Source organism: Kitasatospora sp. NPDC015121, from assembly GCF_055562955.1.
In genome coordinates this window covers 17,144-33,244 of the sequence record NZ_JBVHEH010000016.1, presented here as the reverse complement: position 1 = coordinate 33,244, position 16,101 = coordinate 17,144, and the positions used below count along the sequence as shown (strand labels likewise).

The following is a 16,101-nucleotide window of genomic DNA, read 5'->3' as shown; positions in this document are numbered from 1 at the left end:
CGCACGGCGGAAGCGGGTACACCGACCTCGCCGGTCGGGCAGGGCGACGGCCCGGCCGACCGGCGACGGTCGATCGAAGTGATGCGGTTGGAACGGCCGGTCGACGACGGATCGTCAGTCGGTCGCGGCGACGGCCTCGTCCACGGAGTTGTGGATCGGGAACACCTTGGTCAGACCGGTGATCCGGAAGATCTTGAGGATGCGCTCCTGGTTGCACACCAAGCGCAGCGAACCCTCGTGCGCACGCACTCGCTTCAGACCGCCGACCAGCACGCCGAGGCCGGTGGAGTCGAGGAAGTCGACGCCCTCCATGTCCACGACCAAGTGGTAGTTGCCGTCGTTGACGAGCTCGACAAGCTGCTCGCGCAACTTGGGCGCGGTGTACACATCGATCTCGCCGCCAACCTCGACGACCGTGCGATCGCCGACAGTACGGGTCGACAGGGACAGGTCCACGGAACCTCCAGCACCTTGCCTTGCTACGTCATTGCGATCTTCAACCCGGCGGCTGCCACCGCAGGGTCGCAGGGCCGGGGCGCGGCGAACCGGCAGGTCGGAGCCTCGGCGTCGCGGCTCTCGGCCGTGCGGCCGTCACGGGCTTCATTCAACCACCTGCGGCCACGGGCGCACGATGGTTAACAGCGATTCTCCGTCACGCCGGTGACACACTGGGTCTTCATGCCGCCCCGTCACCACCAGCCCGAGGCCCTGCTCGCGTCCCTTTCCACCGAGCGCGGCAGGTCGGACCGCCTCACCCATACGGAGCACCTGCCCGCCCGGGCGGCCCGGTATGCGCCTTGGCCGGAAGGAATCCGTCAGGAAGTGGTCGCGGCGGCCTCCGGACTCGGCGTGGTGCTGCCCTGGGCCCACCAGGCCGAGGCGATGGACCTGGCCGCCGCCGGACGGACCACGGTGATCGCCACCGGCACCGCCTCGGGCAAGTCGCTGGGCTATCTGGCCCCGCTGCTCAGCGACCTGCTGGCCGGCACCGAGGCCCGCAACGGACGCGGCGCGACCGCCCTCTACCTGGCTCCGACCAAGGCGCTGGCCGCCGACCAGCGCCGCCGGGCCGCCGAACTCGTCCCCGACCGCGTCCGGGTCGCGCTGTACGACGGCGACACCCCGCCGCAGGAACGCGAGTGGGTCCGCCAGTACGCGTCCTACGTGCTGACCAATCCGGACATGCTGCACCGCGGCATACTCCCGGCCCACCCGCGCTGGTCCTCCTTCCTGAAGACGCTGCGGTACGTCGTGGTCGACGAGTGCCACACCTACCGCGGCGTGTTCGGCTCGCACGTCGCCCAGGTGCTGCGCCGGCTGCGGCGGCTGTGCGCCCGCTACGGCTCCGAGCCGACCTTCCTGCTGGCCTCCGCGACCACTGCGGAGCCCGCCGTCACCGCCGAACGGCTCACCGGCCTGCCGGCCACCGCCGTCACCGAGGACTGCTCGCCGCGCGGCCCGATGGTGTTCGCGCTCTGGGAGCCGCCGCTGACCGAGAACACCGGCGAGCACGGCGCGCCCGTCCGCCGCAGCGCCACCGCCGAGGCGGCCCACCTGCTCACCGACCTGGTGCACGGCGGCACCCGGACGGTGGCCTTCGTCCGCTCCCGGCGGGCCGCCGAACTGGTCGCCCTGCAGGCCCAGGAGCAGCTCGGCCAGCCGCTCGCCGCCCGGGTCGCCGCCTACCGCGGCGGTTACCTGGCCGAGGAGCGCCGCGCCCTGGAACGCGCCCTGCACTCGGGCCGGCTGCTCGGCCTCGCTTCCACCTCCGCTCTCGAACTCGGCGTGGACGTCTCCGGCCTGGACGCCGTCCTGCTGGCCGGCTACCCCGGCACCCGGGCCTCGCTGTGGCAGCAGGCCGGGCGCGCGGGCCGGGAGGGCCAGGGCGCGCTGGCGGTGCTGATCGCCCGGGACGACCCGCTGGACACCTACCTCGTCCACCACCCGGAGGCGCTGTTCGCCACCCCGGTGGAGGCCACCGTCCTCGACCCCGACAACCCGCACGTCCTCGCCCCGCACCTGTGCGCCGCCGCGGCCGAACTCCCGCTCACCGACGCCGACCTGGAGCTGTTCGGCCCGTCCGCCGCACCGCTGCTGCCGGTACTGGAACGGCGCGGCCTGCTCCGGCGGCGCCCGGACGGCTCCTGGTACTGGACCCGCCGCGAGCGCGCCGCCGACGGCGTCGACCTGCGCGGGAGCGGCGGCAGCCCCGTGCAGATCGTCGAGGCCGACACCGGGCGGCTGCTGGGCACCGTGGACGCCGAGGCCGCGCACACCGCCGTGCACACCGGCGCGGTCCACCTGCACCAGGGCCGCACCTACCTGGTCCGCGAGCTCGACCTCGACTCCTCGGTCGCCCTGGTCACCCCCGCGAACCCGCCGTACACCACCTCCGCCCGGGACGTCACCTCCATCGCGGTCCTGTCCACCGACACCACCGAGGAGTGGGGCGAGGCCCGGCTCAGTTTCGGTTCGGTGGAGGTCACCAACCAGGTCGTCGGCTACCTCCGCAAACGGATCTCCACCGGTGAGATCCTCGGCGAGAGCAAGCTCGACCTGCCGCCCCGCACGCTGCGCACCCGAGCCGTCTGGTGGTCCGTCACCGAGGACCAACTCCTTGACGCGCTCATCCCGTTCGACCAGCTCCCTGGCGCGGCCCACGCCGCCGAACACGCCTCCATCGGCCTCCTCCCGCTCTTCGCCACCTGCGACCGCTGGGACATCGGCGGCGTCTCCGTCCCCCTGCACCCCGACACCGGCCTGCCGACCGTCTTCGTGTACGACGGCCACTCCGGTGGCGCGGGCTTCGCCGAACGCGGCTTCCGGCGCGCCGTCGAGTGGCTGACCGCCACCCGGGACGCCATCGCCGCCTGCGAGTGCGACCGCGGTTGCCCGTCCTGCGTCCAGTCCCCGAAGTGCGGCAACGGCAACGAACCGCTCGACAAGGCCGCCGCCATCCGCCTCCTCACCACCCTCCTCGCCAACGCTCCGACCAACTTGGCCGACCCGGCCGATCCGACCGATCCGAGCGGGAAGGACTGACCCACCCGCCACGGCTCCCGCCGAACCCGCCGGCCGCTCGGACGGCACCCGTCCGGCGGGGCGGTCCAGGCCGGCGCCCGGGCTGACGCGCGGGTCGGTGGACGCGATCCCCTCGGTGCCCTCCTCGCCCCAGGCCCAGACCGGCCCCGCCCGGGCACGGGCCAGGGCCGGAGGCAGCGGCACCGGCACTCCCCGGATCGGGACCCGGACCACCACCTCCACCGCGTCCTGCCCCGGGAGCACCCGGCAGGAGACCAGCTCGACCCGCTCCTGGGCCCGAGTCAGCTCCGCGGCCCGCCCGCAGCCGCCGTCCTCGTCGAGCAGCAGCCGGTCGGCGGCGGCCAGGGCGGCGAGGTCGGCCGCCGACTCCGCGCGGTGGCGGGCCGCCACCGCCGCGCCCAGCATCAGGCAGGCGGAGAAGACCACCACCCCGAGCGAGCCCAGGGCCACCAGCCACACCGTCGCCGAACCCCGTTCACCCGCCGCTCCCGGCGACGGCGTTCCGCTTCCCCGCACGACGCCCCCTCCCTCCGTTCCGTCCTCGCCGATCACCGACCACCACCCGCCTCCCGTCGCCCCTCACTCCTCACTCCTCACCCGCCGACCCTCGCTCGTCCTCGGGCAGCACGTCCTCCCTGGCACCGACCGCGGTGGCCGTGAGCCGCACCGACAGCAGGTCGGCGAGGCGGCCCGGGCCGGGGCAGGGGGCCTCGACGGTGGCCCGGGCGGTGGTGGCGTCCAGGTCGATGGCGACCTTCGCGCCGCGCGGGGCCGCCGCGACGGCCCGGGCCAGCGCGTCGGCGTCGCCCCGGGCGGCGGCCCGGGCGCCGACCCGGGCCGCGTCCACGCAGCGGATCTGGGCACCGGCCGCCACCACGCCCCAGGTCAGCATCGCCGCCAGCAGCACCAGGGCGGGCAACCCGACCGCCGTCTCCGCCGTGACCATGCCGGCGTCCGCCGCCCTCCGCTCAGACCCCATGCAGGGACCGTTCGAGCAGCCCGGACAGCGCCCCGGAGACCGTGTCGCTGGTCACCACCTTGTAGAGCACGGCGGCGAAGGCGCAGGCCGCGACGGTGCCGATCGCGTACTCGGCGGTGCTCATCCCGGCGTCCGGCGGGCCGGCCACCACCCTCCGGTACCGCCGGCGGAGCCAGCCCGCCAGCCTGCGGACGCCGAGCACCGCAGTGGTCGACCGGACGGCGTGCACAAACTTGATCATGCTGAAACCCCTTCTACGGAATCGGACTCGGAATGTGGTCCGCCGTGCAGCGGACCGGCGGAGCGGGACGCCCGACCGGGGTCCGCTCCGCGCACAGGAGGGCGGCTCACAGGCGCTGGGAGAAGGCGGTGGTCAGCCCCGTGACCACCGGCACCACCCCGATCAGCACGAACGCGGGCAGGAAGCAGAGCCCGAGCGGCGCGGTCGCCAGTACGCCCGCCCGCCGGACCCGCGCGTGCGCCGCCCGGGCGGCGGCCGCCCGCTGGGAGTGGGCCAGACCGGCCAGCGCGGTGGCCGGCGGGGTGCCGCTCAGGCTGGTGCGGGCCAGGCAGCGGGCGAGCGGGGCCAGTGGCGGGCAGTCGGCGGCCAGTTGCTCCCAACAGCGCTCCGGACCCGCGCCGAGGGCGAGTTGGGCCGCGACGGTGGAAAGCCGGTCCCGCATCGGGGACGGGACGCTGTCCGCGACGGCGGCTGCCGCCTCGGCCGGGGAGCCGGACGACCCGAGGCAGGCCGCCAACAGCTCGGCGGTCAGCGGGAGCTGACGAGTCAGCCAGTCGTGCTCCGCCGCCCGGCGGCGCTCGTCCGGCGACCGCACCCGGGGCAGCAGCCGCCAGGCCGCCCAGCAGGCCAGCGGACCGACCACCAGCCCGGCCCGACCGCCGACCAGCACTCCGGCCGCCGCACCCAGCAGCACCGCCAGCGGCCGCTCGCCCGCCAGCCACCCGAGCACGCGCCGCGTCGCCACCGCCACCCGGCCGGGAGCTCCACCACGCGCCCCGGCAGTCGAGACGGCCGGCACGCACCGGACGACCCGCCGCCGCACCACCCGCCACCGCCGCACCGCCCACACCTCCCCGACCAGTCCCGCGACCGCCACCGCCCCCAGCCCCGCCACCCCGCTCATCCCACTTCCCCTCTCCCGTCCGCCGTCTCCAGCCACCGGCCACCGACCACCGACCGGCAGCCACCCGCCACCGGTCACCCGCCCGCCCTGCCCGGCCCCGGCCTCGAAGAGACCGGAGCCCTTGGTGGCGCCCGAATGCCCCACCGTCCGCACCCGCCGACCGTGTTCACCCCCATCGCTGCGCCCGGCCCCCCGTCGGTGACGGGCGGTCCGCGAACCGGGGATCACGGCGCGTCCGGGAGATCCCGCAGCGGGCGGTGCCGGTCCGCGCCGGACGGGGACGGGCCGGGGCGTCCTCGGCGGACCGGACGATCCGGGCCGTCCAGACGAGCCCGGCCGCCTCCAGGGCGGCCCCGACCAGCAGCCCGAGCAGGCCCGCCGGTGTGTGCAGCAGGACGTGGACGGGGTGGGCCCCGAGTGCCGCGCCCAAGCCGAGACCGACGGCGGGCAGGGCCACGAGCACCACCACCGTGGTGCGCGGGCCCGCGAGTTCACCCGCGACCTCCTCGGTGAGGGCCCGTTCGGCCCGCAGCGCCTCCGCGACCTGGTCGAGTCCGCCGGCCAGCCCGCCACCGCTCTCGGTGCTCACCCGCCAGCAGGCCGCCATCGCCGCCGCGCCCTCCCCGCCCGGCAGTTCGGCTACCAGCCGGAGTGCCGCCGGCAGGTCCGCCCCGTAGCGGCCCGCCACCAGCCGGGCTGCTGGCTCGGCGCCGAGGCGCCGGCCCCACTCGGGGGCGGCCCTGGCCAGGACGGCGTGCATGGCCTGCTCGGGCGTGGCCCCGCTGCGCAGTTCGGCCGCCAGGCCGGTGCACAGGTCGATCACCGCCGAGGCCCGCCGCCGCGCCGCCTGGGCCGTTCGCCGCCGCACCCGCCAGCGCCGGAGCGGGACCACTCCGCAGGCCGCCCCGAGCACCGGGAGCGCCGAGGAGGCGCCGTGCCCGGCCACCGCCCCGAGCGGGAGCAGCAGCAGCTCGGGGCCCCACCGGCCCGGCCACCGGCGCCCCCACAGCGCCCGTGCCCACGCCCGCGCTCGACCGAGCGGACCCCGTTGCCCGTGCAGCAGTCGCCGCGCCCGGCCGCAGCCACGTGCCCGGAGCCCCAGCCCGCGCAGCCAGACCGTCCCGGACAGGCCGCCCAGCAACCCGGCGACCGTCCCGGTCGGGCTCACCGCCCAGGCCGCGCCGTACGGCCGGAGCGCTCCCGCCGCCGCGAACCCGCCGACCACTCCGCCCGACACCACCATCACGGCCTCCTGACCGCGGAGCGCAGCAGGTGCCACGCCACCGCCCCGATCACGCACAGCGCGAGCACCCAGCCGCATTCCAGTCGGCTCACCGTCACGCCTCCTCCCCGGCGGGCTCGGTGCCGCCCTCCGGCCGGCCCGCTCCGGCGGGCTCGGGGTGCGGCGGCAGGACGACGCCGCGTTCGGCGCACAGCTCCCGCAGCCGGGGCCAGCCGGGGCCGGGTCGGGCCCGGCCGTCGCGGTCGAAGTGGACGGCCGGGGTGGTGGCGGTCAGTCCGTCGGACCCGCCGGCCAGCAGGTGCAGCCCGGTGACCCGGCGGTGGCCGTCGGCGCGGTCCCGGCCGAGGTGGACGACCGTGTCGAGGCCGGCCCGGAGCTGGCTGTGCAGGGCGTGCCGGTCGAGTCCGGCGAGCGCGCCGAGGGCCTCCAGCCGGGCGGGCACGTCGGCGGCGGTGTTGGCGTGGACGGTGCCGCAGCCGCCCTCGTGGCCGGTGTTCAGGGCCGCCAGCAGGTCGACCACCTCGGCGCCGCGCACCTCGCCGACCACCAGCCGGTCGGGCCGCATCCGCAGCGCCTGCCGGACCAGGTCGCGCAGGGTCAGTTCGCCCAGCGACTCCTGGTTGGGCGGGCGGGACTGCAGCCGGACCACGTGCGGGTGGTCCGGGCGCAGCTCGGCGGAGTCCTCGGCGAGCACGATGCGTTCGTCGTCGGGGACGAGGCCGAGCAGGGCCGCGAGCAGGGTGGTCTTGCCGGTGCCGGTGCCGCCGGAGACCAGCAGCGAGAGCCTGGCCCGCAGGACGGCGGCGAGCAGGTCGGCCCCGGACGGCGGCAGCGCGCCGGCGGCGACCAGCTCGGGGAGGGTGAAGGGCTCGCTGCGGCTGGTGCGCAGCGAGATGTGGGTGCAGTCGGCGGCGATCGGCGGGAGGACGGCGTGCAGCCGGGTGCCGTCGGGCAGCCGGGCGTCCACCCAGGGGCGGGCGTCGTCGAGGCGGCGGCCGGCTGCGGTGGCCAGCCGGTGGGCGAGCCGGCGGACGGCGTCGGTGTTGGGGAAGCGCACCTGGGGGGCGCGTTCCAGGCCTCGGCCGCGGTCGACCCAGATCCGGTCGGGGCCGTTGACCAGGACGTCGGTGACGCCCTTCTCGGCCAGCAGCGGTTCGAGCGGGCCGGCGCCGACGATCTCGGCGCGCAGGTCGCGCACCGCGTTCAGCACGTCGGCCCCGCCGAGCGGGGGCCCGGCCGCGCGCAGGGCGGCCGCGACCGACCCGGCGGTGGGCGGCGCCCCCGCCTCGGCGAGCCGGATCCGGACGGCGTCCACCAGCTCGGCGGCCTCGCCCGGGGCCGGCCCGCCGCCCGGGCCGGCCACCGGTTCGACGGTCGACGGATCCGGGGGCGGCTGGCGCCGCACCAGGAAGCGCACCGGCGGGGCCTGCCGCCGGTCGGGACCGGGCGGCCCCTCGCCGGTCGGCAGCGCGTGCTCCGCGGGCCCTGACGGGGCGCTGGAGAGGCTGCGGGGGCGCGGCACGGCGATCCGGCGGTGGGTCCGGGCGATCGGCCGCCGGGAGGCCCGCCGGTCGCCCTGGTGGCCCTGCTGCTCCTCCGCCGTCCGGCTGTCCGTGCCGTGCGGGTCGGAGAGGTGGGCGTCGGTGGCGCGGGTGCCGCCGGGGCGGAGCCCGGTGGCGTGGGCGTCCACGGCCCGGAGATCGACGGCCCCGGGGTCCGCGGCCCGGGGATCGTCCGTCCTGGGATCCACGGCCCTGGGGTCGAGGGCGCGGGGGTCCACCGCGCGGGGGTCGACGGCGTGCAGGTGGTTGGTCACGGTTGCTCCTCAGGCCGCCACGACGGGCGGCATCGCTTCGGTCAGGAATCGCCCGCAGAACCGGGCGAGCGGCCCGCGCTCCCGCAGGCCCGGCGGAACGCCCCGTTCGACGTCCAGGGCGAGGCCCGGCTCGGGGGCGAGCTCACCGGCCAGCCGCAGGCGCAGTCCGCGGGCGACGTCGGCGGCGGTGAGGCCGGCCGGGCCCGGGGTGCGGACGACGGCCCGCAGGTCGGTGAGCCGCATCCGGACGGCCGCGGTGACCCGGTCGGCGGCCGCCAGGGCGCGCAGTTCGGCGGGGACCACGAGCAGCCCGGTGTCGGACTGCTCCAGGGCCCGGGCGGCCGCCGCGTCGAGCTGTCTGGGCAGGTCGAGGACGACCAGTCCGCCGCGTCTGCGGGCGGCCGCCAGGACGCTGTCCATGGCTTCGGCCGGGATGGCCAGGGTGTCCGACCTGTCCCAGGACAGGGCGCTGAGCCGGTGCGGCTCGGGCAGCGCCCTGGCCAGTTCCGCGCCGCTGATCCGGCCCCGGGAGGCGGCCAGGTCGGGCCAGCGCAGCCCGTCGGCCAGTTCGGCGCCGAGCAGGACGTCGAGCCCGCCACCGAGCGGGTCGCCGTCGATCAGCATGGTGCGGTGCCCGGCCCGGGCGGCGCAGACCGCCAGGGCGCAGGCCAGCGTGGAGGCCCCGGCGCCGCCGCGCCCGCCGAGCACGGCGACGGTGAGGGCGGGTGGTCCGACGCCCTCGGTGGCGTCGGCGATCCGGTCGAGCAGCCAGGGCTGCGCGTCCGGCAGGAAGAGCACGTGCTCGGCGCCGAGCCGGACGGCCCGGACCCAGATCTCCCCGTCGTCGAGGTCGAGGCCGAGCAGCAGGACGCCGGGCCGGCGCGGCAGCCCCGCGCACCGCTCGGCGAGGTCGTCGCCGACCAGCACCAGCGGGGCGGCCTCCCACAGCCGGACGGGTGGCGGGGCGGCGCCGAGCAGCCGTGGCTCGGCCCCGGCGGCGGCGCACAGCCGGGTGAGCTGTTCGGCGAGCGCGGCGTCCCCGGTGAGGATCAGCGGCCCGGGCGGGGGCTCGGGCGCGGTGGCGTGCGGGTCGGTGACGGAAGCGGTCAAGGCGGTCCTCCCGTGGTGCGGGAACGGTCTGACGGCGCGTCGGGCGCGGTTCCCCGGAGGGTGGCCGCGCGGCGTCGTGGACACCACGGTGAAGGACGGTGGGGAATGCGTCAGCCGACTTCCGATTGCCTGTGGATAACTCGCCCCTGTGGATAACCGGGGTCACTCGGACGGGGGCTAAAGCAGTTCGGAATTGACGCGCCGGGTATACCGATATGACACTCGGACAACTACTCAGAGTGACAGAAACTTGGGGTGCGAAGAAACCTCGACAGCGACTCGCCGACCGCTGGAGCGCCCCCGGACCCACTGGCACCACCACTCCCTGGCGGCTCAACTGCCAAGGGAAATGGGCCCGGACATGCGACGACCCCCGCCGGGGGGGAGAGCGGGGGTCGTCTATCCACGGCCCGACTCGGGGGGGAGGAGCCGGACCGGGTTAGCACGGTCGCGCGAACGATCCGTGACTTCCATGGTGTACCCGACCGGCCAGAAACACAAACCCGCACGCCCGCGGGTCCACCGAATGGCCCTCCCATTTGATCGCCCCTCTATCCTCGGTTCCCGTGGACACCACCGAGAACGCCGACGAGAACGCCGACTTCGCCGACCGCGGTGCCGACGCCGGGTCCGACACGGGCGCCGAGACCGCCACCACCCCCGGGAGCGAAGCCGCCGCCGTGGCGAACACCGCGACCGGCTCCGAGCCCGGCACCGACCCGGGCGCCGCCCCCGCCCGCCGCCCGGACCGGGGCACCTACGGCGTGCCCCGCACCGCCGCCTTCTTCGACCTCGACAAGACGATCATCGCCAAGTCCAGCGCGCTCGCGTTCAGCCGCCCCTTCTACCAGGGCGGCCTGATCAACCGCCGCTCGGTGGTGAAGAGCGCCTACACCCAGTTCATCTTCCTGGTCGGCGGCGCGGACCACGACCAGATGGAGAAGATGCGGGCCTACCTCTCCGCGCTCACCCGGGGCTGGAACGTCCAGCAGGTCCGGGAGATCGTCGCGGAGACCCTGCACGGCATGATCGACCCGATCATCTACGACGAGGCCGCCTCGCTGATCGAGCAGCACCACGCAGCCGGACGCGACGTGGTGATCGTCAGCAGCTCGGGCTCCGAGGTGGTCGAACCGATCGGCCAACTCCTGGGCGCGGACCACGTGATCGCCACCCGGCTGCACGTCGAGGAGGGGCGCTACACCGGCGAGATCGAGTACTACGCGTACGCCGAGAACAAGGCCTCGGCGATCCGCGAGCTGGCCGAGCGGGAGGGCTACGACCTCGCCAACTGCTACGCGTACAGCGACTCGTCGACCGACCTGCCGATGCTGGAGGCGGTCGGCCACCCGGCCGCGGTCAATCCGGACCGGGCGCTGCGCAAGGAGGCGACGGCCCGCGAGTGGCCGGTGCTGGCGTTCAGCCGGCCGGTCGAACTGACCCGCAGGCTGCCCGAGTTCCACGCGCCGAGCCGTTCGGTGGTGGCCGCCGTGGCGATCGGTGCGGCGGTGCTCACCGCCGGGGTGCTCTGGTACGGCGCGCGCCGACGGCGTCCGACCGCGGCCTGAGCGGCCGGCGGACCGGCCGGGACCCGCTCGGGCCCGGCCGGTCCGCCAAATCGGACAAAACTCTACGCAAACCACCAAAGGCGCCGTTTTCGGGTTCCTCTTTCGGGCGATCTGCGGTAGAAATGGGTTACGGCCCGCGAGACCCGGTCAGGACCTACAAGAGGTCGAACCGACAACGCAGTTCAGGCCCACGGACCGATGTACGGACAATCGGGCACCCACATGCAGCCGACCCGCTGACGGGCCGCCGCACCAGGCGAACGGGAACAGGACCCCGCCTGATGGGCACTGAAACGGTGCATGCTCTGGTAACCCGGTTTCTCCGTGCCAGCGGCGGCGCCCGGAAGCCTCGGACGCCGCCGCAACCCCGTCCGGGGCCAGGCGCCGGTCAGACCATGCCGCGCTGCATCGCCTCGCACACCGCGGTGCTCTCCCGCACGCCCAGGCCGAGCGCGGCCGCGCAGTGCGTCAGCCAGCGGGACACGCCCTCGGGGGTGCCCTCCAGGTAGCCGAGCAGGGCCCGGCGGTAGGCGGCGGTGCCGAGTTCGGCGAGGCCGACCTCGGCGGGGCAGATCGCCTTCGGGTCGAGTCCCTCGGCGGTCAGCACGATCCGCTGGGCGGTCCGGGCGACCAGGCCGTTGGCCGAGCCGAAGGGGCGCAGCGCGAGCAGTTCGCCGTGCACCACGGCGGCGACCACCAGGGCGGGCGCGCCACCGGTGGGGCGCTCGGCGCGGGCGGCGAGCAGCCCGGCGAGCTGGTCGAGGCGGGCGGTCACCTCGGCGGGCGGGGGCGGCGGCGGGAGTTCGCCGACCGGACCGTCGGGGGCCCGGCCCTCGGTGGCGGCGAGCTCGCGCGGGAACAGCGGCGCGACCGGTTCGCCGTCGTGGCGCGGGCGCCCGGCGGCGGGGTCGCCGTCGCCGACGGCGAGCAGGTGGAGCCGGGCCAGCACCTGCAGCGGGGAGGTGCGCCAGACGCTGAGCAGCTGGCCGGCCTCGGCGGACAGCCGCAGCGCGGCGCCGACCGTGCGGGCCTCAGCGTCGGCGCCGAAGTCGGTGCGGCGGCGGACCTCCTCCAGCGGCCAGTCGGCGCCGTCCAGGGCGGCCGAGGCGCGGGCGCCGCGCAGGGCGGATTCGGAGGTCACCTCGCCCGCCCGGCGGCGCATCACGCGGTGGCCGTAGAGGCGGTCGACGTTCTTGCGCACTTCGGCGACGGCCTCGGGGACCCCGGCGAGCTGGGCCAACGGGGCGAGCGGGTCAGTTCCTGTGGTCACCTACCCGAGAGTAATGAATCCACCGGGCGACCGGGGGACAACCCCTGGGTCACCCTTTCGTGGCAATCCTCAATTCCCCTGCGCGCGGCACCCCAAACCACCGCTAGCATGACCACTAATCGGTGACGATAACGGTTTCCAACAAGCGTCAACCAGCTTCCGGGCCGCCAAGGGCCGTCGGACGCCAGAGCCCAGAGAGCCGGAGACTCAGAGATGAAGATCGCCTTCGTCGGCAAGGGCGGCAGTGGCAAGACCACGCTGTCCGCGCTGTTCATCCGCCACCTGGCCGCGGCCGGCCACCCGGTGGTCGCCGTCGACGCCGACATCAACCAACACCTCGGCCCGGCGCTCGGCCTGACGGACGGCCAGGCCGCCGCGCTCCCCTCGCTCGGGGCGCACCTGCCGGAGATCAAGGAGTACCTGCGCGGCGACAACCCGCTGATCCGCTCCGCCGAGGAGATGATCAAGACCACCCCGCCCGGCCCGGGCTCCCGGCTGCTGCGGATCGTCGAGGAGAACCCGGTGTACGCGGCCTGCGCCCGCCCGGTCGCGCTGGACGAGGGCTCGGTGCGGCTGATGGCGACCGGCGCGTTCACCGAGGAGGACCTCGGGGTGGCCTGCTACCACTCCAAGGTCGGCGCGGTGGAGCTGCTGCTCAACCACCTGCTGGACGGCCCGGACGAGTACCTGGTCACCGACATGACGGCCGGCTCCGACTCCTTCGCCTCCGGCCTGTTCACCCGCTTCGACCTGACCTTCCTGGTCGCCGAGCCGACCCGCAAGGGCGTCTCGGTGTACCGCCAGTACAAGGAGTACGCCCAGGACTTCGACGTCCACCTGCGGGTGGTCGGCAACAAGGTGCAGGGGCCGGACGACCTGGACTTCCTGCGCCGCGAGGTCGGCGAGGACCTGTACGCCTGCTTCGGGCAGTCCGGCTGGGTGCGCCGGCTGGAGCGCGGGGACGAGCCGCCGCTGCGCGAGCTGGAGCCCGCGAACCGGGAGGTGCTGGCCCGGCTGCGGACCGCCGCCGACGCCGCGCACGGGCTGCGCGACCCGCGCCGGTACAGCGCCCAGGCCGTCCGCTTCCACCTGCGCAACGCGGAGAGCTGGGGCAACGCCAAGGTCGGCCTCGACCTGGCCACCCAGGTCGACCCGGACTACGTGCTGGGCGCCGAGCAGCCCCGGACCGCCGGGGTCTGAACCCGCGCCCGCCCGCCGACCCCCCGGGGCCGGTCCGACCACCACGGCCGGACCGGCCCCCCGGCGTTCCCACCAGGAAATTCCCGCTCGACCGGGCGCCACACGATGTGGTGAACGCCCCTATTTGTACTGGCGCTCGATGCACACGCTGTGCAAAGGTTCCATTACTCTCGGTTTACCAACTCTTGAACTCCAGGTCGCCGCAGGCCGTCGCCGCGCGCCCACCCCCTGCGGCAGCCATCACCGCACCTGCGGCACCCAGCCGCACCTGCCCCACCCGCCACACCCGCTGTGACCCACGACAGCCGATCCGACCAGGCACACCCGCCGGACCTGACTGCGTTCGTTCCCCCGGAAGAAGACGGGAAGACCCCATGACCATCGACGTCTCCAGCGCACCCATCGCCTCCGACACCACCGACCACGCCCCGCCGCAGGGCGGCGCCCCCGCCGGCCGGGCCCGCACCCTGCTGGCGCACGACCTGCCCGCCTCCCTCGCGGTGTTCCTGATCGCGGTGCCGTTCTCGCTCGGCATCGCCCTCGCCACCGGCGCCCCGCTGACGGCCGGCCTGGTCGCCGCCGCCGTCGGCGGCCTGGTGGCCGGCTTCCTCGGCGGCACCCGGCTCCAGGTCAGCGGCCCGTCCGCGGCACTGACGGTGGTCACCGCCGGGGTGATCGCCCAGTACGGCTGGCCGACCGCCTGCCTGGTGACCGTCGCCGCCGGCCTGCTGCAACTGCTGCTCGGCTCGCTGCGGGTGGCCCGGGCCGCGCTCGCCGTCTCGCCGGCCGTGGTGCACGGCATGCTGGCCGGTGTCGGCCTGACCATCGCGATCGCCCAGCTCCACGTCATCCTCGGTGGCACGCCGCACAGCTCGGCGCTGGCCGACCTGCTCTCGCTGCCCGGCGAGCTGGCCGGCCCCCACCCGCCGGCCCTGCTGGTCGGCCTGCTGGCGCTGGCGGTCCTGTACGGCTGGCCACGGCTGGACCGGCTGCCGGGCGCGGCCGGCCGGGTCGGCGCCCGACTGGCCCGGCTGCCCGCCGCGCTGGTCGCGGTGGCCGCCGCCACCACGCTGTCGCTGATCGCCGAACTGCGGCTGGCCCGGGTCGAGCTCCCGGTCTGGGAGCACCACCAGTTCTTCGCCCTGCCACCGCTCGGCCTGCTGACCGACCACTGGGCGGCGCTGCTCGGCCTGGTGCTGACGGTCGCCGCGGTGGCCGGCGTGGAGTCGCTGCTGTCCTCCGTCGCGGTCGACCGGATGACCCGCAGCAGCAGCGACCTGGACCGCGAGCTGCGCGCGCAGGGCGCCTCCAACCTGGCCTCGGGGCTGCTCGGCGGCCTGCCGGTGGCCGGCGGCGCCGTCCGCTCCACGGCCAACGTGCAGGCCGGCGCGGCCACCCGGGCCTCCGCGGTGCTGCACGGCTGCTGGGTGCTGGTCGCCGCGCTGGCGCTGACCGCCGGGCTGCGGCGGATCCCGCTGGCCGCGCTGGCCGCGCTGGTGCTGGTGGTCGGCGTGCAGATGGTGAGTTTCGCGCACATCCGCCGGGTGCACCGGCACCGCGAGTTCCCGGTGTACCTGGCCACCGTGCTCGGGGTGGTGCTGCTCGGCGTCCCGCTCGGGGTGCTGCTCGGTGGCGCGGTCGCGGTGCTGCTCGCCCTCTACCGGCTGACCCGCGCGCACGTCGACGTGCTGGCCGGGGACGACGGCTCGCACACCGTCCGCACCCACGGCCCGCTGACGTTCGCCGCCGTCCCCAAGCTGAGCCGGGCGCTGGGCCGGATCCCGGCCGGGGCACGGGTGACGATCCACCACGACGGCTCGTTCCTGGACCACGCCGCGTTCGAGGCGCTGCACGCCTGGCGCTCCGGCCACCAGGCGACCGGCGGGCAGGTCACGATGGTGACGGAACGCCAGCCGAAGGACGTGCTGGACCCCGACGGCACCGTCCGCGCGGGCAGCTCGCCGGGCCCGCACCGCTGCCGGGCCTGGACGCCCTGGGTCGGCCACCACTGCATCGAGCAGAACGAGGACGACCCGCACGTGCGCCTGCTCGACGGCGTCCGCGGCTTCCAGCAGCACACCGCCCCGCTGGTCCGCCAAGAGCTCGCCCGGCTGGCCCGGGACGGGCAGACGCCCTCGCAACTCTTCCTGACCTGCGCGGACTCCCGGATGGTCACCAGCATGATCACCAGCTCCGGCCCCGGAGACCTGTTCACCGTCCGCAACGTCGGCAACCTGGTGCCCGCCCCCTACGAGCCGGGCGCGACGGACGACTCGGTGGCCGCCGCCGTCCAGTACGCGGTGGAGGTCCTGGAGGTCGCCTCGATCACGGTCTGCGGGCACTCCGGCTGCGGCGCGATGAAGGCCCTGCTGGACGGCGTCACCGAGGCGGCCGGCCCGCCCAGCGCGCTGGCCCGCTGGCTGCGCAACGGCCGCAGCTCGCTGGACCGCCTGCGGCGCGCGCCCGCCGAGTTCGAGGGCCGCCCCGCGACGGACGTGGTGGAGCAGCTGTGCCTCACCAATGTGGTGCAGCAGCTCGACCAGCTGCTGGCCAACCCGGCGGTGGGGCGCCGGGTCGCGGACGGCTCGCTGCGGCTGGTCGGGATGTACTTCGACTTCGCGACGGCGCAGGCGTACGTGCTGGACGCCCGGACGGGCCGCTTCGCACCGGTGCACGCGCGGGTCGAGCCGGAGCAGGACCTGGCGGCCTGAGCGCCGCCGCCCCGGCC

General features: G+C 75.7%; 12 protein-coding genes and 1 pseudogene. 4 read left to right on the top strand and 9 right to left on the bottom strand.

The window, feature by feature from the left end; translation table 11 throughout:
- Window positions 1-114 precede the first annotated feature (114 nt).
- Window positions 115-456, bottom strand: coding sequence for an anti-sigma factor antagonist BldG (gene bldG / locus ACZ3J7_RS24305; RefSeq protein ID WP_014136695.1), 342 nt, complete (start codon window positions 454-456; stop codon window positions 115-117).
- 222 nt (window positions 457-678) lie between these two features.
- Between bldG and ACZ3J7_RS24300 the strand changes: the two genes are divergently transcribed.
- Entirely contained in the window at window positions 679-3,042 is a 2,364-nt protein-coding gene (locus ACZ3J7_RS24300) for a DEAD/DEAH box helicase (RefSeq protein ID WP_465624630.1), read from the top strand.
- 201 nt (window positions 3,043-3,243) lie between these two features.
- Here the strand turns inward: ACZ3J7_RS24300 and ACZ3J7_RS24295 are convergent.
- The 7 genes and pseudogenes from ACZ3J7_RS24295 to ssd all read right to left on the bottom strand — a co-directional run.
- Window positions 3,244-3,468, bottom strand: a pseudogene (locus ACZ3J7_RS24295) (Rv3654c family TadE-like protein); the annotation flags it as partial.
- A 160-nt stretch (window positions 3,469-3,628) separates the two neighbouring features.
- Entirely contained in the window at window positions 3,629-4,021 is a 393-nt protein-coding gene (locus ACZ3J7_RS24290) for a TadE family type IV pilus minor pilin (protein WP_465624628.1), read from the bottom strand.
- A complete protein-coding gene (locus ACZ3J7_RS24285) occupies window positions 4,011-4,262 on the bottom strand; it encodes a DUF4244 domain-containing protein (RefSeq protein ID WP_465624626.1) in 252 nt (83 codons plus the stop codon). Before ACZ3J7_RS24285 ends, ACZ3J7_RS24290 begins: the two co-directional genes overlap by 11 nt.
- A gap of 106 nt (window positions 4,263-4,368) precedes the next feature.
- Complete coding sequence (locus tag ACZ3J7_RS24280) at window positions 4,369-5,166, bottom strand: type II secretion system F family protein (protein ID WP_465624624.1); 798 nt, start codon at window positions 5,164-5,166, stop codon at window positions 4,369-4,371.
- Between the two features lie 166 nt (window positions 5,167-5,332).
- The gene (locus ACZ3J7_RS24275) at window positions 5,333-6,409 is read right to left on the bottom strand and encodes a type II secretion system F family protein (RefSeq protein WP_465624622.1); all 1,077 of its coding nucleotides are present in this window, start codon (window positions 6,407-6,409) and stop codon (window positions 5,333-5,335) included.
- Window positions 6,410-6,503: 94 nt separating this feature from the next.
- The gene (locus ACZ3J7_RS24270; RefSeq protein WP_465624943.1) at window positions 6,504-7,772 is read right to left on the bottom strand and encodes a TadA family conjugal transfer-associated ATPase; all 1,269 of its coding nucleotides are present in this window, start codon (window positions 7,770-7,772) and stop codon (window positions 6,504-6,506) included.
- Window positions 7,773-8,234: 462 nt separating this feature from the next.
- The gene (gene ssd / locus ACZ3J7_RS24265; protein ID WP_465624620.1) at window positions 8,235-9,335 is read right to left on the bottom strand and encodes a septum site-determining protein Ssd; all 1,101 of its coding nucleotides are present in this window, start codon (window positions 9,333-9,335) and stop codon (window positions 8,235-8,237) included.
- 764 nt (window positions 9,336-10,099) lie between these two features.
- Here ssd and ACZ3J7_RS24260 point away from each other — a divergent pair.
- Entirely contained in the window at window positions 10,100-10,903 is an 804-nt protein-coding gene (locus tag ACZ3J7_RS24260) for an HAD family hydrolase (protein ID WP_465624941.1), read from the top strand.
- A 388-nt stretch (window positions 10,904-11,291) separates the two neighbouring features.
- Here ACZ3J7_RS24260 and ACZ3J7_RS24255 read toward each other — a convergent pair whose 3' ends face one another.
- Window positions 11,292-12,173, bottom strand: a complete 882-nt coding sequence (locus ACZ3J7_RS24255; RefSeq protein WP_465624618.1) for a Fic family protein — start codon at window positions 12,171-12,173, stop codon at window positions 11,292-11,294.
- A gap of 213 nt (window positions 12,174-12,386) precedes the next feature.
- Between ACZ3J7_RS24255 and ACZ3J7_RS24250 the strand changes: the two genes are divergently transcribed.
- On the top strand, window positions 12,387-13,373 hold the full coding sequence (locus ACZ3J7_RS24250; protein WP_465624616.1) for an ATP-binding protein: 987 nt from the start codon (window positions 12,387-12,389) through the stop codon (window positions 13,371-13,373).
- A gap of 374 nt (window positions 13,374-13,747) precedes the next feature.
- Window positions 13,748-16,084: a SulP family inorganic anion transporter gene (locus ACZ3J7_RS24245; protein WP_465624614.1), complete on the top strand. Its 2,337-nt coding sequence runs from the start codon at window positions 13,748-13,750 to the stop codon at window positions 16,082-16,084.
- Window positions 16,085-16,101 lie beyond the last annotated feature (17 nt).

What these genes read in the sequence shown, in the direction of transcription:
- ACZ3J7_RS24300 (WP_465624630.1), top strand. Translation starts at nt 679, where the DNA reads ATGCCGCCCCGTCACCACCAGCCCGAGGCCCTGCTCGCGTCCCTTTCC.
- ACZ3J7_RS24290 (WP_465624628.1), bottom strand. Translation starts at nt 4,021, where the DNA reads ATGGGGTCTGAGCGGAGGGCGGCGGACGCCGGCATGGTCACGGCGGAG.
- ACZ3J7_RS24285 (WP_465624626.1), bottom strand. Translation starts at nt 4,262, where the DNA reads ATGATCAAGTTTGTGCACGCCGTCCGGTCGACCACTGCGGTGCTCGGC.
- ACZ3J7_RS24280 (WP_465624624.1), bottom strand. Translation starts at nt 5,166, where the DNA reads ATGAGCGGGGTGGCGGGGCTGGGGGCGGTGGCGGTCGCGGGACTGGTC.
- ACZ3J7_RS24275 (WP_465624622.1), bottom strand. Translation starts at nt 6,409, where the DNA reads ATGGTGGTGTCGGGCGGAGTGGTCGGCGGGTTCGCGGCGGCGGGAGCG.
- ACZ3J7_RS24250 (WP_465624616.1), top strand. Translation starts at nt 12,387, where the DNA reads ATGAAGATCGCCTTCGTCGGCAAGGGCGGCAGTGGCAAGACCACGCTG.
- ACZ3J7_RS24245 (WP_465624614.1), top strand. Translation starts at nt 13,748, where the DNA reads ATGACCATCGACGTCTCCAGCGCACCCATCGCCTCCGACACCACCGAC.